We start from the raw sequence: 18,306 nt of genomic DNA, 5'->3' as shown, positions 1-18,306 counted from the left end.
ACCGGCCATTGGCGAACATGCGATGTCCGCGCTGATCTCAAGTAATTCAAATATGCGAGGCGAAGTCAACGCCGTCGTTTGCAAATATTTGAGGCCGCTTCTGCCCAAGGCATGAGCGCGCAGCGGCAGCTTCAGCGCGAAGCCGGCGCATCGAGCACCCCCAATCCTCCCAGCGTTTCCTGCGCATTGATGATGGAGATTGCGATGTCGGCCATCGTCACGCGCTTCTGAGTTGCCTGCGCGCGGATCAGCTCATAGGCCTCGACCTCGCCGACCTGCTTCAACCCCATCAGAATTTTCACTGCCTTGTCGACGTCGCGCCGCGCCTTCAAGGTCTCCTCGAGTTTCTGCACCTTGCCTTCGAGCCGGCGCGTGTAGCCGCGTAGCGAGCGCGCCAGCACCAGCGAGGAGAGGATGCCGAACGAGCGGATCGGCTTGTTGACGACGCCATGAGCATTGCTGTCCAGCAGGCGCTTCAGGATCGTCGGATTCTCGTAGTCAACAATGGCAATGAAGGTGAGCGGATGATCGCTGCTGCCTTCCGGAAAGATCATCTCCTCGGAGGTCTCGATCAGTTGGAACACCGTGTCGATGTCGTGCGGGATTGCGGCCGGTGGCGGCCACACGCCGCGCACGTTGCAGCCGATGCGCTTGAGCTGGTCGATCAGAGCGTCGCCCTCGGCATCGCGCGGATGAATTACCAGCACGCGGGCGCCGCGCAGATCGTCGATGAGGCGGCGCACGCCCGGTTTCATGCGATCATCGGGCCTCATGCTGACAGCGCCTCTTCGCTCAGCCAGCGGCCGCCGATCGGCGACACCGACAGATATGGGTCCGGCTTGATCGGGCTCTTGCTCTCCCAGACGATGTCGAACTGGCCGTCGGCGCGCACGCGGCCGATGCGCGGGGTGGTCCAGACGTGGTTGTTGTCGGGATCGATCCGCATCGGTCCCTCCGGCGCCTCCAGGCTGAGGCCGAGCGCGGCCTCGACCAGCTTCTGGGTGTCGAGGCTGCCGGCCTGTTCGAGCGCCAGCGCGAACAGTTTGATTTGCGCATAGGCCGAGGCGCTCCACATGCTGACCGGCGTATCAGCGCCGAAGGTCGCCGCGAACGCTGCCTTGAAACGATCGTTGCTGTCGCGCGCGAGCGTGCCGAAATAGCTCGCGGCGGTCAGGTGGCCGGCGCAATATTCGGCGCCGATCGTACGCACCTCGCCCTCCGCCATGGTGAGGCTGGCGATCGGCATCCGCTTCGGATCGAAGCCGGCCTGCGCATACATCCGGTAAAAGCGCTGCGCGGTACGGCCGACGATGGTCGAGAACACGACGTCGGGCGCGGCATCCCTGATGGCGTCGAGGCTGCGCGTCAGCTCGGCGTCGGTGGCCTCCATGGTCACATATTGCTCGCCGACGACGCGGCCGGCATAGGACTCGACGAGGTCGCGCATGATCCGGTTGGATTCGCGCGGGTAGATGTAGTCCGAGCCGATCAGGTAGACGCGCGGGCCATGCTTGCGCACGATGTATTCGGCGAGCTGGAACGCATTCTGGTTCGGCGCCGGTCCCGTGTAGATCACGTTCGGCGAATACTCGAAGCCCTCGTACAGCGAGGGATACCAGAGCAGGCCGTTGCGGCGCTCGATCGCCGGAAGCACCGCCTTGCGCTCGGCCGAAGTCGAGCAGCCGAAAATGACGGAGGCGCCGTCCTCGGTGAGCAGGCGGTCGGCGAGCTTGCGGAACGTTTCCGGCTGCGAGCCCGGATCATAGGCGACGACCTCGATCTCGCGGCCGAGCACGCCGCCGTCCCGGTTGATCTCCTGGATCGCCAGCGCCGTGCCGAAAAAGTGCTCGGACTCGGTGACCTCCATCAGGCCGCTGCGCGAGAACAGCACGCCGACGCGCCAGACATCCTTGTCGGATGATTTTGCGGCTGGTCTCGTCGTCATCATCATGCCTCCAGGTCGACGGGCCGTTGGGCCTTCTCGGAAAGCGCCGTTTATTGCGGCTCGCCGTGCGCTTGGCAACGGGGCAGGGACTGCAGGGAAGGTTACGTATCAGGGCAAGCTCCGGCGTCGCCGCGACGCGGGGAGCGTCCGGATCATGCTGGAGGCGAGCCCTCGAAGATGATGAGGGCGCAGGGAATGCCGGGCGCTGGCCGCACCCATGGCCCGCCTGCGAAAAAAATGCAGGCGGCAGAACCACAGGTTCAGCCGAGACATCCGGCATTCCCTGCGCGATGGTCTTCACGCTTATACGCGCTCTCCCCGGGGACCGGCTGTCTTGCCCCCGTCGGCTGCGAAGGTCATCAGAACTCCGCAACCTTGACCTCGGCACCGGGAGGCCAGGACCACGCGACTTCACGTACGCCAGTGCATCGCTCGTCCGCACATGATGCGCGCCGATGCCCTCGCGTCCACCGCATTGCCGGCCCAACGTCTCGTGACGACGCGTACGCCCCTCATCCGGACCGGAACACGGAGGTTATGCACGTGTTTGCTGATTTTCGGAAGAAGTTTATTTTTTCCAGAAGCTCTTGAAATCGGTGTTGTCGTTGAGCGCGCGGGCGAAATCCGTGTTTTGGCGCACGATCTCGCGGCTCCGCCGATCGTCATTCCGGGGCAGCCGCGCCGCGGAATGACCGTGGGGCGGCGTGCGTGCCCGATGGTGAACGTGATATGAGCTGCGACGCGATCGTGCATGGGTGCCGATCCGCGGCAGCGGTCTCGCAGCCAGGTTGGAGTCCGAATGCCGCGTTCATGCGTTGCATCCGGCGACGGCCGGCCGAGGGGCCGGACACGCGTCGCGAAGGCGCGGCCAGATCGGAAAGGTGAGATGCGCAGTTTGGAAGACCGGATCTTGCTGTTCCTGCTTGTCCTGATCACGCTGGCGCTCGGCTGGATCCTGCTGCCGTTCTATGGCGCCCTGCTGTGGGGCGTCGTCGGCGCGATCGTGTTTGCGCCGCTGCACCGGCGTCTGTCGCGCGCGATGCACGGCCGCGACGGCCTCGCCGCGGCGATCGTCGTCCTGCTGGTCGTGCTGATCGTCATCATCCCGCTGTCGCTGATCGGGGCGGCGCTGGCGCAGCAGGCGTCCGGTGTCTACGCCCAGGCGCAGTCCGGTCAGCTGGACATCGGGCAGTACTTCCAGAAGGTGCTGGAGGCGCTTCCGACCTGGGTGGTCGATCTGCTCAACCGCTTTGGGCTCGGCAGCCTGGCCGGGCTGAAGGACAGATTGTCCGCCGTCCTGCTGCGAGGGAGCCAGATCCTCGCAAGCCAGGCGCTGAACATCGGTCAGGGAACCTTCGAGTTCTTCGTCAACCTGTTCCTGATGCTCTATCTGCTGTTCTTCCTGCTGCGCGACGACATTGCCCTGTCGACGCGCATCGCGAACGCCATTCCGCTGCGCGACGCGCACCGCGAGGCGTTGCTGGCGATGTTCACGGTGGTGATCCGCGCCACGGTGAAGGGCAATCTCGTCGTCGCCCTGGCGCAGGGCGCCTTGGGTGGCCTGATCTTCTGGTTCCTCGGCATCACCGCGCCCTTGCTCTGGGCCGTCGTGATGGCGTTCCTGTCGCTGCTTCCCGCCTTCGGCGCCGGACTGGTGTGGTTTCCGGTCGCGCTCTATCTGCTCGCCAGCGGGGCGATCTGGCAGGGCGTGATCCTGATCGCCTATGGCGCCCTGGTCATCGGCCTCGTCGACAATCTGCTGCGCCCCATCCTGGTCGGGCAGGACACCAAGATGCCGGACTATGTGGTGTTGATCTCGACGCTCGGGGGAATCGATGTGTTCGGGCTCAATGGCTTCATCATCGGCCCGGTCATCGCGGCCATGTTCATTGCGATCTGGGAGATGTTCTCAGTTGCACGACGGGAGGGGAGTGCTGTCTGAGGGACGACGACGGGATCGCCGCGAGGCTTCATCGCCCGCCGTTGTGCCGGTGGGCCCGTGCCTTCGGTACCGAGCGCGGCCCCGGGCCGAGACCGGAGAGGGCGCCGATGCGGCTGAAATACGGATCGTACTCGCCCTGTCCTAGCCATCAGCCGTTCGGCCGGTTATTCTCCGCGGAATCGCCGCATGCGCTCTTTACCTCCGGCTCGCCGCCGGGCGCATGATGAGCCATCCGGCCGACGGCGAGACCAGCGAAAGCTGATGGGTATTGAGCTCCTGCCGGCTGTTCTGCGGCAGCAGGGGTTCTTCACGCTGCGGCCGCGCCAAACGCGACCGCCAGAGAACACAGGGTGGAGACGACATTGCAATTCGATCAGCCAGTCGCGATGGCGATTGTGCCGAAAGACCGCGCTACCGTGCGTGGCGGCGCTCACGATGGCCGTACCGCGGCCGACGCCCGGTACTGGGCTCAGATCCTCAGCAGCTACCGTACGCCCGACCGCCTGCGCAGCGTGACCGAGCTGGTGATCACGGTCGTGCCGCTGGTGGCGCTATGGACGGCCGCATGGTTCGCGTTCTCGATCGGCCATGTCTGGGCGTCATCGCTGCTCGCCATTCCCGCCGGCGCCTTCCTGGTGCGTCTGTTCATGATCCAGCACGATTGCGGCCATGGCACCTTCTTCGCCGGGCGCCGGGCCAATGACTGGGTCGGCCGCGTCCTCGGCGTGCTGACCCTGACGCCGTACGACTGGTGGCGACGCGCGCATGCGATCCACCACGCGACCAGCGGCAACCTCGACCGGCGCGGCATCGGCGATATCGATACCTTGACGGTGCGGGAATATCAGGCCCGGTCGAGCTGGGCGCGTCTGCGCTACCGGCTGTACCGCCATCCGCTGGTGATGTTCGTGGCCGGACCCGCCTACATGTTTTTCCTGCAGCACCGCCTGCCAATCGGTTTCATGCGCGCCGGCTGGTCGCCCTGGGTCAGCACGATGGCCACCAATTTCGGGATCGCCTTGCTCGCCGCCGGCTTGATGTGGCTGATCGGCATCCAGGCGTTCCTGGCCGTGCATCTGCCGATCATGCTGCTCGCCGCGATGGCCGGCGTCTGGCTGTTCTATGTCCAGCACCAGTTCGAGCACACCGTCTGGGAGCACGACGAGCAATGGACGATGCAGCAGGCGGCGCTGTATGGCAGCTCGTATTACGACCTGCCGGCATGGTTACGCTGGCTGACCGGTAACATCGGCATCCACCACGTCCACCATCTGTCGAGCCGGATTCCCTACTACCGGCTGCCGGTCGTGCTGCGCGATCATCCTGAGCTGCGTGACATCGGCCGCATCACGCTGCCCGAGAGCCTGCGCTGCGTCCGGCTGGTGCTGTGGGACGAAAAGCAGCGCCGCCTGGTGTCGTTCCGCGACGTCGAGAGGTGACCGTGAACCGGCGCGGGGCAGGGGGCAAGAGCGAAGCCGAGCCATAGGTCGTCATCCCCGCGAACGCCGGGATCCACAACCACAGGATGTCGTGTGGCGGCACGCCCCTGGCTCCGATCTCGTCTCCACCACATCGTCCTGGGGATATGGGTCCGGGTCGGCGCCTCCACGGCGCTGGCGCGCCGCTCCGGCTTGCCCGGGACGACAGCGGAGGGTGAGGAGACCCGCCCCATTTCACTTCCAGTCCGACGATCGCGAAGCTCACCTCGGCGCGATCAGCTTGCCGTGATCGTGACCTACTGCCCCGACGGCGTGCGCAGGCCGTGCCAGGCGTCGCGGACCTGGTGGTAGTGGACTTCGGGCAGATAGTCCGGCGTGTTCAGATTGAGGTTCTTGACGTCGAGGCGGCCGACGGCGCTGAGCAGCGTGTAGGAGGCGATGACGCGGTCGCGCTGGGCGCCGATCAGGCGCGCCTTGGCCTGGATCAGATCAGCCTGCGAGTTCAGCACGTCGACGGTGGTGCGCTGGCCGCCCTGCGCCTCGCGCGACACGCCCTGCAGCGCGACGGTGGCAGCCTTGACCTCGGCCTCGGAGGCACTGACGGCGACCTTGGCGCCTTCATTGGCGACCCAGGCGCTGACCACGGCGGTGCGCGTCTGGTTGCGGACCTGGTCGAGCACGAGCCGGCTCTGCGCCGCGAGCTCCTTGGACTGCCGGGTCTGCGACGCGGCCGTGCCGCCGTCATAGATCGGCGCGGTGACGCTGCCGACGATCGAGGCCTGGTCGGTGCCTAAGGTGCCGAGCGTCTGGTCCGCATCGCGGCTGCGGCTGACATTGCCCTGCAGGGTCACGCTCGGCAGCAGCGCGCCCTCGGCGATCTTGATCGAGGTCGACGCCGCATCGACGTCGAAGCTGGCGGCCGCGACCGCCGGATTCTCCTTGCTGCCGAGTGCGATCGCATCCTCGCGCGAGCGCGGCAGCAGCCGGTCGATCGGATCGGCAGCGCGGAGCTGGCCCGGCGCCATGCCGATCACCTGCGCATAGGTGGCCTGGCTGATGGCGAAATTGACCTCGGCGGCGTTGAGGTCGGAGAGGCCGCGCGACAGCCGCGCCTCGGCCTGCGACGCATCGGTCGGCGTCACGTCGCCGGCGTTGAGGCGGCGCTGCGTCACCGACAGCGTCTCGCGCAGGAAGGCAACGTTCGACTTCTGCGCCTCGACCAGCGACTGGTTGGCGAGCACGTTGGTGTAGGCGGTCACGGCGTCGAGCAGGATGCCCTGGCCGACATTGCGCAGTGCCTCGCGGCCGGACTGCACCTGCAGCTCCGCCATGCGGACGCTGTTGGCGGTGCGGAAGCCGTTGAACAGCGTCTGCGAGACGGTGACGCCGATGGTCCAGGGCTTCAGGGTCGCGGTCTGGACAGTGTTGCCGGGAAGCAGATTGCGCACCGCCTGCAGGCCGGCGCCGAGGCTCGCAATCAGCTGCGGGCGATAGCCGGCCAGCGCCTGCGGCACGTTCTCGTCGGTGGCGCGCTGGCGCGCACGCTCGGCATTGAGCGCAGGATTGGTCTGATACGCCTTGGCGAGCGCGGCCGCGAGATCCTCGGCGCGCGCAGGCGAGCCGATGGCGGCAAGGCCGACGGCCAGGGTCAGGCCAAAGCCGATCCGCCGTGCATGCACCCCGCCGACGCCAAATTTTTTGGCTCGACCCACCATCCGACTCCGCCGCGTCCCACGATCTTAACCAATCGTTTACCTGTTTACGGCGGGGAGCTGCCACACACAAACCACTGGTGTGAAATTGCGCTGGCTTTTCCATGGTTTGTTGTGGCGCTCCCGCCACAGACCAATCGTCGCGGGGCCGCGGCATGATCGCGCGGTAGGCAGGTGAGTGGGGCGGGCGTGCAACGCGAATCGCGGCGGATGCGCTCGAGCTCACTTCCAGACAGGCGACTCAGCGGCGCGCAGAGTGGCGCACGCTCACCGGTTCTTGTTCACCGGCTTGCGCTTCTCGATGAAGGCGGCCATGCCCTCGGCGCGGTCTTCGAGGGCGAAGGTGGCGTGGAAGAGATTGCGCTCGACGTTCATGCCTTCGGACAGCGGGGTCTCGAAGGCGCGGTTGACGGCCTCCTTGGCCATCGCCGTCGCGGGACGCGACATCGCGGCGATCTTCTCGGCGGCGGCCATCACCTCTTCCATCAGCTTGTCAGCCGGGACGATGCGGCTGACGAGGCCGGAGCGCTCGGCTTCCGCCGCGTCCATCATGCGGCCGGTGAGGCAGAGGTCCATGGCCTTGGCCTTGCCGATGGCGCGGGTCAGGCGCTGCGTGCCGCCGATGCCCGGGATGGTGCCGAGCGTGATTTCCGGCTGGCCGAACTTGGCGGTGTCGGAGCAGATGATGAAGTCGCACATCATCGCGAGCTCGCAGCCGCCACCCAGCGCATAGCCCGAGACCGCGGCGATGGTCGGCTTGCGGCAGCGCGCCACGCGGTCGCCGCCGATCGCGGTGAAGTCGCTCGAGAACATGTCGATGAAGCTCTTGGGCTGCATCTCCTTGATGTCGGCGCCGGCGGCGAACGCCTTCTCGCTGCCGGTGATGACGATGCAGCCGATGGCCTCATCGGCCTCGAGGTCGTCGACCGCCGCGGCGATCTCGCGGAAGACGCCGAACGATAATGCGTTGAGCATTTTCGGCCGGTTCAAGGTGATGACGCCGACCGCGCCTTTGCCCTCGACAATGATGTGCTCGTAAACGCTCATGATTCCCACCCCGCAAATCAAAACAGCGGGCAATGTGCCCGCTGGATCGAATCGCTTCAAGTCGCCGGTGTCTCAGATCATGAACATCCGGGCGGCCGAGCCCAACGTGAGCAGGGTGCCGCAGGCGATGAAAATCTTGCCGATGATCGAGGCCCGGTCCCAACCCGAGCTGTCGTCATTGCTGACGGTCGCCATGCTCACGGTGACGGGCTCGTTTGGTGCGGTCTCGTTTGCGGCGGCATCGGCTGCCTGCGCCTGGACCTCGACCTGCGGGGCCGGGAACACGTCGGTCTTGGCTTCCGGCGCGCTGTCGGATCCGACCGGCAGGAACGGGCTATAGGCCTTCTCGACCGCGCCTGCCAATCCAGTGCCTGCAAGGCCAAGCACGAACGCGGCGGCAATGATCAATGCTGAACGTCCCCTGGATTGGATCGTCATCGTCGGCGTTCTCCCCATCCCGCCAGCCCATGCGCGAGTGAGACCCCCACAAATGTCGAGAACGGGGCAGAAAATGGGTATCTTCCTGCCGCTCAAGGCAAAACCTTGGCGGCGCCGCAGTTGCGGCCCTCCGTTACAAAGCTGGTCCTGTCACCTGCGATTCGGTGCTAAGGAGCGGTTCCAGACTTGACTGCCGGCGTGCTCGCGATGTGGCGTAACTCGGATGCTTCCGAGGCCGAAGCAAAAATCACGAATTCGTGATCAGCTCGGCCGGGGAGTAACAAGCTGGAAGTCCGGGCGAATTCTTGGGGGTGGAGCCTAGGTGCGCGAGCGTGACGACGAGTGGACGGCCTGGATGCGCCAGGCGGTCGCCGGTGACGACGAGGCCTATCATCGTCTGCTGAGGGCGATCACACCCGTGTTGCGTGCAGCTTCACGGCGCGGTCTGGCGCGCGCCGGCCAGCCGCCCGATCAGGCCGAGGACATCGTGCAGGAGATTCTGTTGGCGGTTCACCTCAAGCGGCATACCTGGGACGTCAGCGCCCCGTTTGCGCCGTGGCTGTTCGCGATCGCGCGCAACAAGCTGATCGACATGCTGCGCCGGCGCGGCCGGCGCGTGTTCGTCGACATCGACGATTTCGCGGAGACGCTGGCCGACGAGCCTCCGGCGCCGACCGTCTCCGCCGGCGAGGTCGAGGCACATCTGAACACGCTGCCGCAGCGTCAGCGTGACGTGCTGCAGTCGATCGCGGTCGAGGCGAGCTCGATCAAGCAGACCGCGCAGAAATTTTCGATGAGCGAGGGCGCGGTCCGGGTGGCGCTGCACCGCGCGCTTTCGACCCTCACGGCCAAGCTACGGGACACGTGACCATGGACACCGATCAGCTCATCCGCTCGCTCGCCGCCGACAATGCGCAACGCGCGCAGCCGGTCGGCATCGTCCTGGCGCTGGCGCTGATGGCGGCGACGCCGGTGTCGACGGCAATGCTTCTGATCGGGCTGGGCATCCGGCCCGATATCTGGATCGCGGTACGCAATCCGTTCTTCGATCTGAAGTTCGTGGTGACCACGGCGCTGGCGATCCCGGCACTCGTCATCAGCCTGCATCTGTCGCGCCCCGAAGCCTCGCTGCACGGCTGGAGCTGGCTCCTGATCGCGCCGATCGTTGTTCTCACAGCCGGCATCGCGGCCGAGATGATGCTGCCGCAGCGCGCGCCGATGATGGCGCGGCTGATCGGTCACAATTCGATGCTGTGCATGAGCGCCATTCCTGTGCTGTCGCTGCCGCTGCTGGCCGCCTCGCTGTTCGGCCTGCGGCACGGGGCGCCGTCGCGCCCGGCGGTCGCTGGCGCCATTGCGGGGCTAGTGTCGGCGGGCGTCGCGGCGACGCTCTATGCCGCGCATTGCAACGATGATTCACCGCTGTTCGTCGCCACCTGGTACACGGCCGCCGCGCTGATCGTCGCCGGGCTCGGAGCCGCGATTGGCGCGCGGGTGCTGCGTTATTGAGATCGCAGCGTTCGGCCGGTCAGGCCTGAATCGGCGTGGCGACATCCCGGACGCGGTGGAAGCGCAGCACCTGCTGTGCCGTCGCCTGTCTCAGCCGCTCATAGGTGGCCTTGCAGGCGGCGAGGTCGGTCGGCGCCGTGCCCGTGAGTTCATCGCGCATCAGGATCATCGACTTGACCGTCAGCCATGACAGACCCGCCACCTTGGCGAGGATCATGACGCCCTCGGCGCGGCTCTCGATCATGATGCTCTCGGCCACCGCGACCGGAACGTTGGCCATTGCCGCGACGGCCGCATTGGCTTCGTCGAATTTCCGGCTCGCGGTGAACTGGGCGACGAGCTGATCGTCGAGACGGCCCTCGGCATGCAGCGAGCGGATGAGCCCGTGCGCGATCTCCGTCTGGCTGGTCAAAGCTACTGTCGCCGAACGGGCGCGCCGGCCCGCCATGCGGACCGCGGAGGACACCTCCTGTGCCAGTTTCGGGTTCGCCGCCTCGAGCCGCGCGCGGACGGTGGTCGAGGCCTTGGACACCAGCCTCAGATAGAGATGGCGCGGCAGATTGGGACGCATGGCGATACAGGCCGCCAGATCCTCGTCGCCCGCGGCACGGTCGAGCAGGCTGTCGACGCTGCGCTCCGACAGTTCGGCGCCGGGATTGCTGACGGTGCTGTGCACGACCTCGTCATTGCCGCGCCGGAGCAGGATGTCGGTCACGGCGCGGCTGAGCACGCGGCGAATCGAGATCGCCAGCAGATGCGCCTGGCTCTTGGTCTCCGCCGTCCGGATCAGCGCGGCCTCGCCGAGCCGCTCGGATTTCGACAGAACGGGGCCCGCGACCTCGATCGCGTCATCGTCGGCGAGCCGCGCCAGGGTCCGCGGCGGCGCGCAGTCGATGGGCGCGAGGCGGCTGGCAAGCAGGGCGCGGGCCGATGTCTCGATATGCGCGATCAGGCATTCGAATACGTCGTCGAACAGGGCGACCTGATCGTCGGCGAAATCGGCTGCGCCGTCGACGAACAGGTCGGTGACCTTGCGCAGGGTCTCGATCCGCCGCGCGACGGTGCCGTGCGCGAGCGTGTCCTGCAGCTCATCGAGCAGGTTTTCGGTGGATGCAGGCTTGCCGCTCATCGTGGCAGGGGCCGGTCAGGCGCGCGTGACGCGATTGCGCCCCTGCGCTTTCGATTCGTAGAGCGCGCGATCGGCGCGGGCCAGCAGCGACTCGGTCGTCTCGTCGCCACGCCCGGTCGCGACGCCGGCGGAGAACGTGACCTGCAAGCCGGTCGAGAACGCACTCCAATCGAGGTCGGCGATGATCTGGCGCAGTCGCTCGGCGAGCCGGCACGCGGGGTCGGGCGGTGCGCCGGGCAACACCAGCAGGAACTCCTCGCCGCCGTAGCGGCCGAAGCGATCGCTGCCGCGAATGTTGGCGAACATGGTGATGGCGAAGGTGCGCAGCACGTCGTCGCCGGTCGGATGGCCATGCTCGTCATTGATGCGCTTGAACCAGTCGAGGTCGATCAGCACGACCGAGCACGGCTTGCCGATCTGCCGCGACCGCGCCATCTCGTCCTCCAGCATATGCATGATCGAGCGCCGGTTCAGCGCGCCGGTGAGCTCGTCGATCTCGGCCAGCTCCTCGATGCGGCGATATGCTTCCTTCAGCTTCAGGCCGCGCTGATACAGCGACTCGCGCAGTGCGCTGGAGAAGATGCCGAGAAACATGCAGGCGGCGATGGTGAGCACGAAAACCAGCAGCGTGGCGAGCCGCTCCAGCGCATTGGCGGTGGGCATGCCGAGCGGCTTGTCGGTCAGCAGGAACAGTCCGGCGAGGCCGAGCGACAGGAAGGTCCAGCAGATCGCGGTCTGGCGCGGCGTCGCCCGCAGCGAGCTGAAGCCGACGACCAGATACAGCGTGCACAGGAATACGATGCTGACCTCGGGCGCCACGTAGCAGAATGCGACCGTGAACATCATGCTCACGATCGATTGCGGCACCACGAGGTAGTGATCCTCGAAGCGGTCGTTGAAGCCGCTCTCCGACAGCGAGGCCCACAGCGCGACGGTCGCAACGCCGATCGCGGCATAGGCCGGCGCGATCACGGTCGGCACGACGCCGGCCTGGGCATAGATCAGCAGAATGACGGCGTCGATGAGGTAGCACCCGGCGATCATGGCGTAGATCTGCCGGCGTTGGCCGACGCGGCGTGCACGCACGTGCTGCGGCGGCGACTTCGCGCCGCGCGCCCCGGCCATCGGAGGTGAAAGAGGCGGTGCCGTCGTGCCCATGTGCTCGCAATTCTTCGTCGCCGGGCGAAAATCTACGTGGGAAAGCCTTTAACTTTGGTATCTATGGGAACCGGGGACCATGAGGTGACGACCAACGGCCGGGACATGCGAAGGCAGGGAATTCACGGGCTTTTGCCGCGCGGACCCCACGTTGCGCATCGATCGGAGGAGGGCGGAACTTCGGGTGATCGAGACTGTGCGCGAAAAGGTCGCCGCGACCGGGCCGCGCGTGAGGATGGGCCGTAACATGGTAGGTAGGACCGCGCTGGGCGCGAGGGGAGCGGGCGATCCGGCGGGTCTGTGCGCCAGCTCACATTTCGGGACGTATGTTTCCGGTATTTTGAAGATTTTTGCGGTTGTATTCGAACCCCGAGCTCATTCCTCCAGACCAACTTTGCGAGACGGCCATTGAGCGTGACAGCAGCGGCGTCAGATGAAACCCTGATTGCCAGGATCGCTCAAGGCGACCGACTCGCCATGCAGGTGCTGTATGGACGGCACCATGTCAGGGTGTTCCGCTTCGGGCTCCGGCTCGTGCGGGACGAACAGGTGGCGGAAGATCTCATCAGCGAGGTCTTCCTCGATGTCTGGCGCCAGGCCGGCAAGTTCGAAGGCCGCTCCGCCGTTTCGACCTGGCTGCTGGCGATCACGAGATTCAAGGCGCTGTCGGCACTTCGGCGCCGCAAGGACGTTGAGCTGGAAGACGAGGCTGCGAACGCGATCGAGGACACGTCCGACGATCCCGAAGTCGCGGTCCAAAAAAAGGATACCGGGGAAGCCCTGCGCAAGTGCCTGACCGCGCTTTCGCCAGACCACCGGGAGATCGTCGATCTCGTCTACTACCACGAAAAGTCCGTGGAGGAGGTGGCCGAGATCGTCGGAATTCCGGAAAACACCGTCAAGACGCGCCTGTTCTATGCGCGCAAGAAATTGGCCGAACTGCTGAAGGCGGCCGGCATTGAGCGAGGCTGGCCATGATGGCATTGAGCAAGAGGATGCTGGAGCAAGAGCCCAGTGAAATCGAACTGCTGCTGCCGTGGTACGCCGCCGGCACGCTGAACGCGCGCGACATGCGCCGCGTCGAGGAGGCGCTTGCCAGCGATGCCGCGCTCGCGCGCCAATACGCCGAAATTCAGAGCGAGTATGCCGAGACCATCGCGCTCAACGAGACGCTCGGTGCGCCGTCGATGCGGGCGATGCAGAAGCTGTTTGCTGCGATCGAAGCGGATCCTGCGCAGAAGCCGGCAACGCCGCCCGGCTTCGGCGCCCGTCTGATGGGCTTCTTCGAGAGCCTGTCGCCGCGGACGCTGGCCTGGACCGTCAGCCTGGGTGCGTTGTTGGTGCTGCTGCAGGCCGGCTTCATCGGTTCGGTCCTGATGCGCTCGCAGACCGCGACCTATCAGACGGCCTCGCTCAACCAGGACAAGGTGGTTGCGAGCGAGCCTGTGGCCAGCCCCAAGGCTGAAGCTTCCATCGCTGCCGCGCCCAAGCCCGTCGCGCCGCCGCCACCGAGCGCCGCTGTTGCGCCGGCGCCTGCGGAGCGGGCGGCGGACAGCATGATGCGCCAGCGCGTGGCAGAGGCGCCGGCGCCTGCAGCGCCTCTGATCCGGGGTCTCGGGCCGCAAGCCGCCGCAACCGCCGCGCCGGTGCATGCGCTGGTGCGGTTCGTGCCGGAGGCGCGCATCGCCGACATCACCGCGCTGCTCGACAGCTATCAGGCCTCGATCGTTGATGGCGCCAAGGGCGGCATGTTCAAGCTGCAGCTCGGCAACGGACCGCTGCCGAAGGCCGAGGCCGACGCGTTGATGCGGCGGCTGCAGCAGGAGAAGCTGGTGAGCCTCGCCGTGCCCTCGCCATAGCACGGCACGCAACGCAGGATCGTCCGATGCCCTGCCGTCCCGTGCAGCCGCGCATGAAAATCCTCGCGCTGGTCGGCGCCGTCGCGCTGCTGGCCGTTGGCGGCGAGCGCGCGCAGGCCCAGGCGATGATGCGCTCGCCGAACATCAACATCCCGAGCCGGGTGCCGAGCATGGATTCCGGCATGGCGTTGCGGACGCCGGGGCCGGGCGTGTCGGGACTGGCCGCGCGCACGGTGTCGCCGACGATGCGCTATTCGCCCAACCTGCAGGCGTCGTGCAGCCCGGCCGATCGGAACGCGTCGGGGGAATGTCTGGAGCGGCGGCCGCCGGGCGGCGACGCCGGCCAGGCAACGGCCAGGTCGGGCGGGCGCTGGTCGGACAAGGGCAGGTCGGCCAAATCAGCGCAGCGGCGTGAGCCCATCACCGCGTCCTTCGATCCGACCATCATCGTCAACGAGCTGATTGCCGAGATCGACGGCAGCCTCTCGGCGGAGCAGGCCGACGCGCTGGCGCGCCGCCACGGCCTGCAGCGCATCAGCTCGCAAAACTTTCCGCTGATCGGCGCGACCATCGGCCTGTTCCGGATCACCGATCGCCGCCCGGTGGACGCGGTTCGGCGCGGCTTCGCGGCCGACGCCAGCGTACGCTCGGTGCAGCCGAACTATCGCTATACGCTGCAGGACAACAGCGTGTCGCCGAGCGAAGGCGATCCGGCGCAATATGCGCTGGCGAAGCTGCGTCTGCCGGAGGCGCACCGGCTGGCGCAGGGCTCCAACGTCACCATCGCGGTGATCGATTCCGGCATCGACCGCAAGCATCCGGAATTCGTCGACGCGTCGTTCGACAGCTTCGATGCGCTCGGCGGCGACGAGGGACCGCACGTCCACGGCACCGGCATCGCCGGCGTGATCGTGTCGCATGCGCGCCTGATGGGAAGCGCGCCGTTCGCGCGCATCATCGCCATTCGCGCGTTCGGTCAGGCCAAGAAGGCCGACGGCAAGGGCCCGGAAAGCAGTTCCTGGGTGATCCTCAAGGCGCTCGACTACGCAGCCCTCCATGGCGCGCAGATCATCAACATGAGCTTCGCCGGGCCGAAGGATGCGGCGATCGAGCGCGCGATTGCCGCGGTTGCCGCCAAGGAGATCGTCATGGTCGCGGCGGCCGGCAATGCCGGACCGAATTCGCCGCCGTTGTTTCCCGCCGCCAATCCCAACGTGATCGCCGTCAGTGCCACCGACACCAGGGATCAGCTGCTGCCGGCGTCGAACCGCGGCAACTATGTCGCGCTCGCGGCGCCCGGGGCGGACATCTTCCTGCCGGCGCCCGACGGCAAGTACCAGATCATCTCGGGCACCTCGTTCTCGGCCGCCTATGTCAGCGGCCTTGCGGCCCTGGTGCTCGAGCGCAATGCCGCCCTGAGGCCGGAAACGGTGCGGACGGTGCTGACGAAGACCGCGCGCGATCTCGGCGCTCCGGGCCGGGATGATCTGTTCGGGGCGGGGGAGGCGGACGCCCTGGCTGCGGTCGAGGCGGTGCTGTCGCCGCGGGAGGCTCCTGCGGTGTCGGCTGCTCCGCCGGCCGCCCAGCGGCGCGATGCGGCACAGGACGCCGCGCCAGCGCGCGAGCTGCGCCCGGCGTCGTCAGCGTCGGCCCTGGAGTCTGGCGGCGGCGCGCTGCGGCCGGCCCAGCAATAGCGGCGGATTGCCGACCAACGTTTTCGTGAACGTCGGAAAATTCTCGTCGCTGCTTTGAACGAACCGCGGTCCGGTGCCGACAGAAGGTACGTGGGAGCGGTGATACCCTCCCCAAGCTATAGACGGCGCGAGCGCCCATCCACCCCAAGCGCCCATATGGCTCGAGCCGTCCGGTTGTCCCCCCGGACGGCTCTTTCATTTTGACGCAACGCCATCGCCCCTTGAGAGCACATTCTCGGGGTTGATCATGCAGTCAGCAACTTCCCAGGATTGTGGTGATCGCCCTGCCAGCGCGCAGGCGGTCTGAAAAAGTCCGCGCAATTACGGCCGGACCCTCAAAGAAGATGGCAATAGCTAGACTTTATTAACCTTTTCCACAAAATATTCACGTCACGTTGCGTTGATTCGTGCCGAGTGCGTCCGTCCCAAATTCAACGGGCTCCCAAATGACACATCGACTTGACGTGGCTTGCAGCCGCGAGCTGGCTGAGCGCTGGTGCGCGCTTGCCGAACGACGGCTCCAACACCTGACCGAATTGTACGATAGCGGCCGCTGGCGGCGCTACTACACCGAACAATCGCTGCTCGACGACATCAGGCATGCCAAGGCGGCGATCGAAACCTGGCAAACGCTGTCGTTTGCCGAGATGCAGCCCATCGCACCTCGGCTGCCGGAGCCGGTCGTGTTCGCTGCGCCGGCCCCCGCTGTCTGGACACCTCCGCCCACCGTCACGCCCCGGACGATCGAGCTGGCGCCGTCGATCGAAACCATCCTGGCCGATTCCGAGATCATCGTCCCGCTCGAGTTGCAGTCGACTGAGCCCGAGCTCGATCCGGAGCCGAGCGTTGACGAAGACTTCGAGGCGGAACTGACCGACGACGCTCCGCAAATCGACATGGCGGCCCTCGAGCAAGCCCTGAGCATCGGCATCGGCTCCGACGTCGAGGATGACCAACCGATGGTCGACCTCGATGTCATCGAGCGCCGCTATCCGGCGCTCGCCGTCGCGTACTAGCTCATCGCGAGACGGCGTTGCCGTTGATTGCGAGCTGCGCAACGCGCTGCGCGCCCTCCTGCGTGAGGTCTGACGTCACCGGCTTGATGTGATCGAGCCCGATCACGGCGCCGCGTGGGGTGCCCGAGATCATGTTGTTGCTGACGAGGGCCGTGCCGGCGCCGGGGACCACGGACACGCCGATGCCGGCCAGCGCGTTGCGGATGACGTTGCCGGAGATCACGACGTCGCGGAGATAGCGGCCCCAGCCGGCGACGATGCCGTAGGACGGCGCGTTCTCGACGACGTTGCCGGTCACGGTGGAATCCGCCTCGACATAGATGCCGATCCCGGCATCGTCGTCGGGCGCGGTGCCGATCGGCCGCTTTGGAATCAGGTTGCGAATGATGTTGCTGCTGACAACGGCGATGCGGCCGCCTTCGTTGAAGTTGCAGACGGAGACGCCGAACGCGGCGCCATCCACCGTGTTGCCACTGATGACGGCGCCTTCGAACGCGAACTCCGAATAGAGCGCGACCTCGCGCACGCCGGTGACGCTGTTGCCGACGATCTGGATGTTCGAGGCCGAGTTGCCGCGCACCGCCGAGTAGTCGCAATTCCGGATACGGTTGCCTCTGACGATGACATTGCCAGCGCGAAAGGCATTGATGGCGTTGCCGTACTGGCCCGAGCCGCCGGGGCCCGCCTTGATGTCCTCAATGAAATTGTCGAGCACCATGGTGCCGTCATCGCCGATCGCGGTGCGCAGGATCTCGATGCCGTTGTCGCGGGTGCCCTTGATGGTGTTGCGCGCGACGATCAGCCCGAGCGCGTCGAACGACACGATCGCGGTCACCGCGATTTCGGTGATCACATTGCCGCTGACCTCGCCGGAGACCTGCTCGAGCCAGATGCCGCTGCCGCCGGAGTGGGTGATTTCGCAATCGACGATGCGGACCTGGCTCGCCGCCGCAAGATGCAGCAGGCCGCGGCGCTGCGGCAGGGCGATGCCGCTGCCGTCGAGCAGAAGGCCTGATAGTCCGACGCCGTCGGCACCTTCGCCCAGTAGCAGCGACGGCCCTCCGCCGGTGAACACGAGCTTCGTCGCGCCGCGCACGCCAACCAGCTGGCTGCCCTTGGCGAGCCTCAGCATCGACGTCCGGTAAATGCCTGGCGGCAGCGCCAGCGGCGCCTGCGCACGCGCCGCCTCGTCGATCGCGCGCTGCAGCGTGCGGGTCTGGTCGTCGGGGCTGTTGGGCTTGACGCCATACTGCGTGGCGTCGCGGCCGAGCGTGGCGATCAAGGGGACGGCCTGTGCGGTATCCATCGGCAACGCCAATGCCCCGGCGGCACCGGCGGCTGATCCGGCCAGAATGCGACGGCGATTGACGTCCATGGTCAGCGTCTCGCGCAAAAGATCACGTGCTGCCACGACTTAA

At 66.5% G+C, this 18,306-nt stretch carries 16 protein-coding genes; 8 read left to right on the top strand and 8 right to left on the bottom strand.

Annotated features, from left to right (window positions below):
* Positions 1 to 131 precede the first annotated feature (131 nt).
* Positions 132 to 755: an ANTAR domain-containing response regulator gene (locus tag ACQR07_RS12545; protein ID WP_434902584.1), complete on the bottom strand. Its 624-nt coding sequence runs from the start codon at positions 753 to 755 to the stop codon at positions 132 to 134.
* A 14-nt stretch (positions 756 to 769) separates the two neighbouring features.
* Positions 770 to 1,945, bottom strand: coding sequence for a transporter substrate-binding domain-containing protein (locus ACQR07_RS12540; protein WP_434902583.1), 1,176 nt, complete (start codon positions 1,943 to 1,945; stop codon positions 770 to 772).
* An 886-nt stretch (positions 1,946 to 2,831) separates the two neighbouring features.
* On the opposite strand from ACQR07_RS12540, the gene ACQR07_RS12535 reads away from it, so the two are divergent.
* Both ACQR07_RS12535 and ACQR07_RS12530 read left to right on the top strand, forming a co-directional pair.
* Positions 2,832 to 3,887, top strand: coding sequence for an AI-2E family transporter (locus ACQR07_RS12535; protein WP_434902582.1), 1,056 nt, complete (start codon positions 2,832 to 2,834; stop codon positions 3,885 to 3,887).
* Between the two features lie 386 nt (positions 3,888 to 4,273).
* On the top strand, positions 4,274 to 5,326 hold the full coding sequence (locus ACQR07_RS12530) for a fatty acid desaturase (protein ID WP_434902677.1): 1,053 nt from the start codon (positions 4,274 to 4,276) through the stop codon (positions 5,324 to 5,326).
* A 296-nt stretch (positions 5,327 to 5,622) separates the two neighbouring features.
* Here ACQR07_RS12530 and ACQR07_RS12525 read toward each other — a convergent pair whose 3' ends face one another.
* From ACQR07_RS12525 to ACQR07_RS12515, 3 genes are all read right to left on the bottom strand, one after another.
* Positions 5,623 to 7,041, bottom strand: a complete 1,419-nt coding sequence (locus tag ACQR07_RS12525) for a TolC family outer membrane protein (protein ID WP_434902581.1) — start codon at positions 7,039 to 7,041, stop codon at positions 5,623 to 5,625.
* A gap of 264 nt (positions 7,042 to 7,305) precedes the next feature.
* The gene (locus tag ACQR07_RS12520) at positions 7,306 to 8,085 is read right to left on the bottom strand and encodes an enoyl-CoA hydratase (protein ID WP_434902580.1); all 780 of its coding nucleotides are present in this window, start codon (positions 8,083 to 8,085) and stop codon (positions 7,306 to 7,308) included.
* 72 nt (positions 8,086 to 8,157) lie between these two features.
* Positions 8,158 to 8,523, bottom strand: coding sequence for a hypothetical protein (locus ACQR07_RS12515; protein ID WP_434902579.1), 366 nt, complete (start codon positions 8,521 to 8,523; stop codon positions 8,158 to 8,160).
* 322 nt (positions 8,524 to 8,845) lie between these two features.
* Here ACQR07_RS12515 and ACQR07_RS12510 point away from each other — a divergent pair, with 322 nt between their 5' ends.
* Positions 8,846 to 9,391, top strand: a complete 546-nt coding sequence (locus tag ACQR07_RS12510) for a sigma-70 family RNA polymerase sigma factor (protein WP_434868357.1) — start codon at positions 8,846 to 8,848, stop codon at positions 9,389 to 9,391.
* A gap of 2 nt (positions 9,392 to 9,393) precedes the next feature.
* Positions 9,394 to 10,032 carry an NrsF family protein gene (locus ACQR07_RS12505; protein WP_434902578.1) on the top strand — a complete coding sequence of 213 codons (639 nt, stop codon included), beginning with the start codon at positions 9,394 to 9,396 and terminating at the stop codon, positions 10,030 to 10,032.
* A gap of 19 nt (positions 10,033 to 10,051) precedes the next feature.
* Here ACQR07_RS12505 and ACQR07_RS12500 read toward each other — a convergent pair whose 3' ends face one another.
* Both ACQR07_RS12500 and ACQR07_RS12495 read right to left on the bottom strand, forming a co-directional pair.
* Positions 10,052 to 11,161 carry a DUF2336 domain-containing protein gene (locus tag ACQR07_RS12500; protein ID WP_434902577.1) on the bottom strand — a complete coding sequence of 370 codons (1,110 nt, stop codon included), beginning with the start codon at positions 11,159 to 11,161 and terminating at the stop codon, positions 10,052 to 10,054.
* A 15-nt stretch (positions 11,162 to 11,176) separates the two neighbouring features.
* Positions 11,177 to 12,319: a GGDEF domain-containing protein gene (locus tag ACQR07_RS12495; protein WP_434902576.1), complete on the bottom strand. Its 1,143-nt coding sequence runs from the start codon at positions 12,317 to 12,319 to the stop codon at positions 11,177 to 11,179.
* A 408-nt stretch (positions 12,320 to 12,727) separates the two neighbouring features.
* Here ACQR07_RS12495 and ACQR07_RS12490 point away from each other — a divergent pair, with 408 nt between their 5' ends.
* The 4 genes from ACQR07_RS12490 (at position 12,728) to ACQR07_RS12475 (ending at position 16,888) form a co-directional block, all read left to right on the top strand.
* Positions 12,728 to 13,297, top strand: coding sequence for a sigma-70 family RNA polymerase sigma factor (locus tag ACQR07_RS12490; protein ID WP_434868361.1), 570 nt, complete (start codon positions 12,728 to 12,730; stop codon positions 13,295 to 13,297).
* The gene (locus ACQR07_RS12485; protein ID WP_434902575.1) at positions 13,294 to 14,178 is read left to right on the top strand and encodes a hypothetical protein; all 885 of its coding nucleotides are present in this window, start codon (positions 13,294 to 13,296) and stop codon (positions 14,176 to 14,178) included. The genes ACQR07_RS12490 and ACQR07_RS12485 overlap by 4 nt, the downstream gene beginning before the upstream one ends.
* Positions 14,179 to 14,204: 26 nt before the next feature.
* On the top strand, positions 14,205 to 15,872 hold the full coding sequence (locus ACQR07_RS12480) for a S8 family serine peptidase (RefSeq protein ID WP_434902574.1): 1,668 nt from the start codon (positions 14,205 to 14,207) through the stop codon (positions 15,870 to 15,872).
* A gap of 407 nt (positions 15,873 to 16,279) precedes the next feature.
* Entirely contained in the window at positions 16,280 to 16,888 is a 609-nt protein-coding gene (locus ACQR07_RS12475) for a TIGR03809 family protein (RefSeq protein WP_434902573.1), read from the top strand.
* A 1-nt stretch (position 16,889) separates the two neighbouring features.
* On the opposite strand, the gene ACQR07_RS12470 is transcribed toward ACQR07_RS12475, so the two are convergent.
* Positions 16,890 to 18,263, bottom strand: coding sequence for a TIGR03808 family TAT-translocated repetitive protein (locus ACQR07_RS12470; RefSeq protein ID WP_434902572.1), 1,374 nt, complete (start codon positions 18,261 to 18,263; stop codon positions 16,890 to 16,892).
* Between the last annotated feature and the right edge of the window lie 43 nt (positions 18,264 to 18,306).

The sequence above is a fragment of the Bradyrhizobium sp. HKCCYLS20291 genome (genome assembly GCF_051167715.1).
In the GTDB taxonomy this organism is placed as follows: domain Bacteria; phylum Pseudomonadota; class Alphaproteobacteria; order Rhizobiales; family Xanthobacteraceae; genus Bradyrhizobium.
The sequence above is the reverse complement of the archived record's forward strand: the minus strand, read 5'-3'. Positions and strand labels throughout refer to the sequence as shown.